Consider the following 2,660-nt stretch of genomic DNA (forward strand, 5'->3'; position numbering starts at 1 on the left):
AGATCCCGGACGCGAAGCTCGTCTACAACAACAGCCCGTCCTTCAACTGGACGCTCAGCTTCCGCCAGCAGGCCTACGACCTGCTCGCCGAGCAGGGCGAGGACGTCTCGGCCTACGACCGCGGCGACCTGATGAACGTCGCTTACGACGACACGGAGCTCGGCCGGCTGGCCGATGAGAAGATCCGCACGTTCCAGCGCGACGGGTCGGCCAGGGCCGGCATCTTCCACCACCTCATCACGCTGCCGACCTACCACACGGCCGCGCTGTCGACCGATGACCTCGCCAAGGGGTACTTCGGCGACGAGGGCATGCTCGCCTACGTCCGCGGAGTTCAGCGCCGTGAGATCCGCGAGGGCATCGCGACGGTCAAGCACCAGAACATGGCCGGGAGCGACATCGGAGACAACCACAAGGAGTACTTCGCCGGCGCGGCGGCGCTCAAGGCAGGCGGGGCGCACAACACGATGAACCAGTTCAGCTGAGCGCCAGAACGATGTGGGGCGGATGCCGCGGCATCCGCCCCACATGGGCGACTCCTACACAGGAGAAATCCCCGGAACAGGACCTCTTCACCCGGATTGTCCTGCTCCGGGGATTTCTCCTGTTGCGGAATGTCGATCCCCCCTCCCGCCGAAGCGACGTGCTGTCGTAACGTCACTCCAACGAAAGGCGACGCAATGCGATACCTCATGCTGGTGCTCACCGACCCCGACCTCGACACCCCCGAAGAGCCGCCCGTGTCGATCGAGCAGTGGGTCGACGAGGCCTACGGCACCGACCGCGCCGTCGAGGGCGACCGGCTGCGGCCGGCGTCCGAAGCGAAGACCATCCGCCGACGCCGGCGCGAGGTGATCGTCAGCGACGGCCCGTTCGCCGAGGCCTACGAACTCATCGGGGGCTTCGACGTGCTGGAGTGCGACACCCTCGAAGAGGCGGTCGAGCTCGCCTCGCGGCATCCGATGGCCACCGCGGGGGTCATCCAACTGCACCCCGCCTGGCCGCTCGACCTCTGACGCCGCCGCCGGTCAGGCGGGGGCGCTGCGATAGCGGCGGGGCTTTCCCTCGCCGAGGTCGGACGGTCGCTCGAAGCGCTCGAGCGTGAGCGGCCGGCCGAGCAGGACGTGCAGCGCCCGCGCCACGGCATCCGCGTCGCCACCGGCGATGCGCACCGAGACGCGGCCGTCGGCCGCCTGCTCGACGCTCCAGCCCAGGCACTTCCCCCCGACCGCGAAGGTCAGCAGCGGCAGCAGGACATTCGACGAGAACGACGCATCGGCGGGGAGGGTCATGACGGCGCCGGCGTCGCCCAGCGCGTAGGTCAGCGGCGCGCCAGAAGCCTACCGGCCGGTCTGCCGGGCCAGCGCGCGCTGCTCGTCGTGCGGTCGATCCCCCAGCGGGCGCGCGAATGCCAGCCGGCGGGCGACGACGTCGCGGATGAGGGGGACGGATGCCGCGACGCGCTCGGCGACGGTACCCCGCACCTCCGCCCAGGGGGTGTCCTGCCCGGTGAGCGTCTCTCGGAAGCGGTCCTGCATCGCATGACGGATGTGCTCGCCGTCGCGCATGCCGTCCTGCACGAAGGGGATCTCGTCCCCTGTCAGGAGATAGAGGTCGGGCGCGTGGGCGGCTGCGCGCTCCCACAGCCGCGGCGCGGCGACCCCGACGTACCGCTCGTGCCAGAGCGCCGTGGCGAGGACGTCGGTGTCGCACACCAGCACGGGCGCCGGGACGCGGCGCAGGGCGTCGCGCTCCAGCGCGATCTGGCGGTCGGCGATGAGATCGAACTCGTCGGTGCGCCACGGGGCGATGAGCCCCCCGTCCCGCGTCAGGGAGTGCTCGCGTCCGTACTCGGGAACCCAGAGCGTGCCCAGCTCTGCGGCGAGCGCCTCGGCGAGGGTGGTCGAGCCGGTCGATTCCGCGCCGAGCACCACCACCCGCGCGGCGAGCGACGCCCGCACGGCCGGTGCGAGCTCCCCCCACTGCCCCGCCGGGTCGGCGCGCACTGCGGTGCCCGACACGGGATTGAGCCGGCGCTGCGGGTCGACCTGCACCCATGCGGCCCCGAGCCGTCCGGCGAGCTCCTCCCCGTACTCGTCGGAGGTGAAGACGGCATCCACCGGTGCGTCGAGCAGCCCCGCGATGATGGCGGTATGCGCATCCCACGCGGCGGAGGACTCGAAGTCGATGGGGGTGTCGTCCACTTTCGAGACCACCCGCACCCGGGGGTGCTCCTCAGCGACCCACTGCGCCCTCACCTCGACCGGGATCGACTCCACGGACGATCCGATCACCTCGACGGTGACACGCGCGCTGCAACGCTCCGCCGTGCGGATGAGGTGCCCATGGCCGGCGTGCAACGGGTAGAACTTGCCGATCACCAGTGCGTGCCGGTAGGCCGCACTCACGCGCGCGCCGCCACGGCGGCATCCACCGGCGCCGGTGCGTCGGCCGCCCGCTGCACGCGTCGCCACGCGCGCAGGCTGAACACGCACAGCACGATGAAGAGGGCGTACAGCGCGGCGACGATCCACAGGCCGCTCGCGATCGACAGCGCGACGAAGGCGATGTCGACGCCGATCCACACGTACCAGCTCTCGATCCACTTGCGGTTGAGCATGTACTGCGCCACGAGGCTCGCCGAGGTGGTGGCGGCGTCC

At 70.9% G+C, this 2,660-nt stretch carries 4 protein-coding genes and 1 pseudogene; 2 read left to right on the forward strand and 3 right to left on the reverse strand.

Annotated elements, in window-relative coordinates; all coding sequences use genetic code 11:
- Both NQ160_RS22025 and NQ160_RS22030 read left to right on the forward strand, forming a co-directional pair.
- Positions 1-485, forward strand: a pseudogene (locus NQ160_RS22025) (isocitrate lyase); the annotation flags it as partial.
- Positions 486-680: 195 nt separating this feature from the next.
- Positions 681-1,016: a YciI family protein gene (locus tag NQ160_RS22030; protein WP_257517180.1), complete on the forward strand. Its 336-nt coding sequence runs from the start codon at positions 681-683 to the stop codon at positions 1,014-1,016.
- 12 nt (positions 1,017-1,028) lie between these two features.
- On the opposite strand, the gene NQ160_RS22035 is transcribed toward NQ160_RS22030, so the two are convergent.
- The 3 genes from NQ160_RS22035 to NQ160_RS22045 form a co-directional block, all read right to left on the reverse strand.
- On the reverse strand, positions 1,029-1,292 hold the full coding sequence (locus NQ160_RS22035) for a hypothetical protein (protein WP_257517181.1): 264 nt from the start codon (positions 1,290-1,292) through the stop codon (positions 1,029-1,031).
- Between the two features lie 48 nt (positions 1,293-1,340).
- Entirely contained in the window at positions 1,341-2,408 is a 1,068-nt protein-coding gene (locus NQ160_RS22040; protein ID WP_257517182.1) for an AAA family ATPase, read from the reverse strand.
- Positions 2,405-2,660: nicotinamide mononucleotide transporter family protein (locus tag NQ160_RS22045; protein WP_257517183.1), on the reverse strand; the 256-nt coding region annotated here is incomplete at its 5' end. The genes NQ160_RS22040 and NQ160_RS22045, both read right to left, overlap by 4 nt.

This window comes from Microbacterium sp. zg.Y909 (assembly GCF_024626565.1).

Coding starts and splice junctions, on each gene's coding strand:
- NQ160_RS22030 (WP_257517180.1), top strand. CDS start 681: ATGCGATACCTCATGCTGGTGCTCACCGACCCCGACCTCGACACCCCC.
- NQ160_RS22035 (WP_257517181.1), bottom strand. CDS start 1,292: ATGACCCTCCCCGCCGATGCGTCGTTCTCGTCGAATGTCCTGCTGCCG.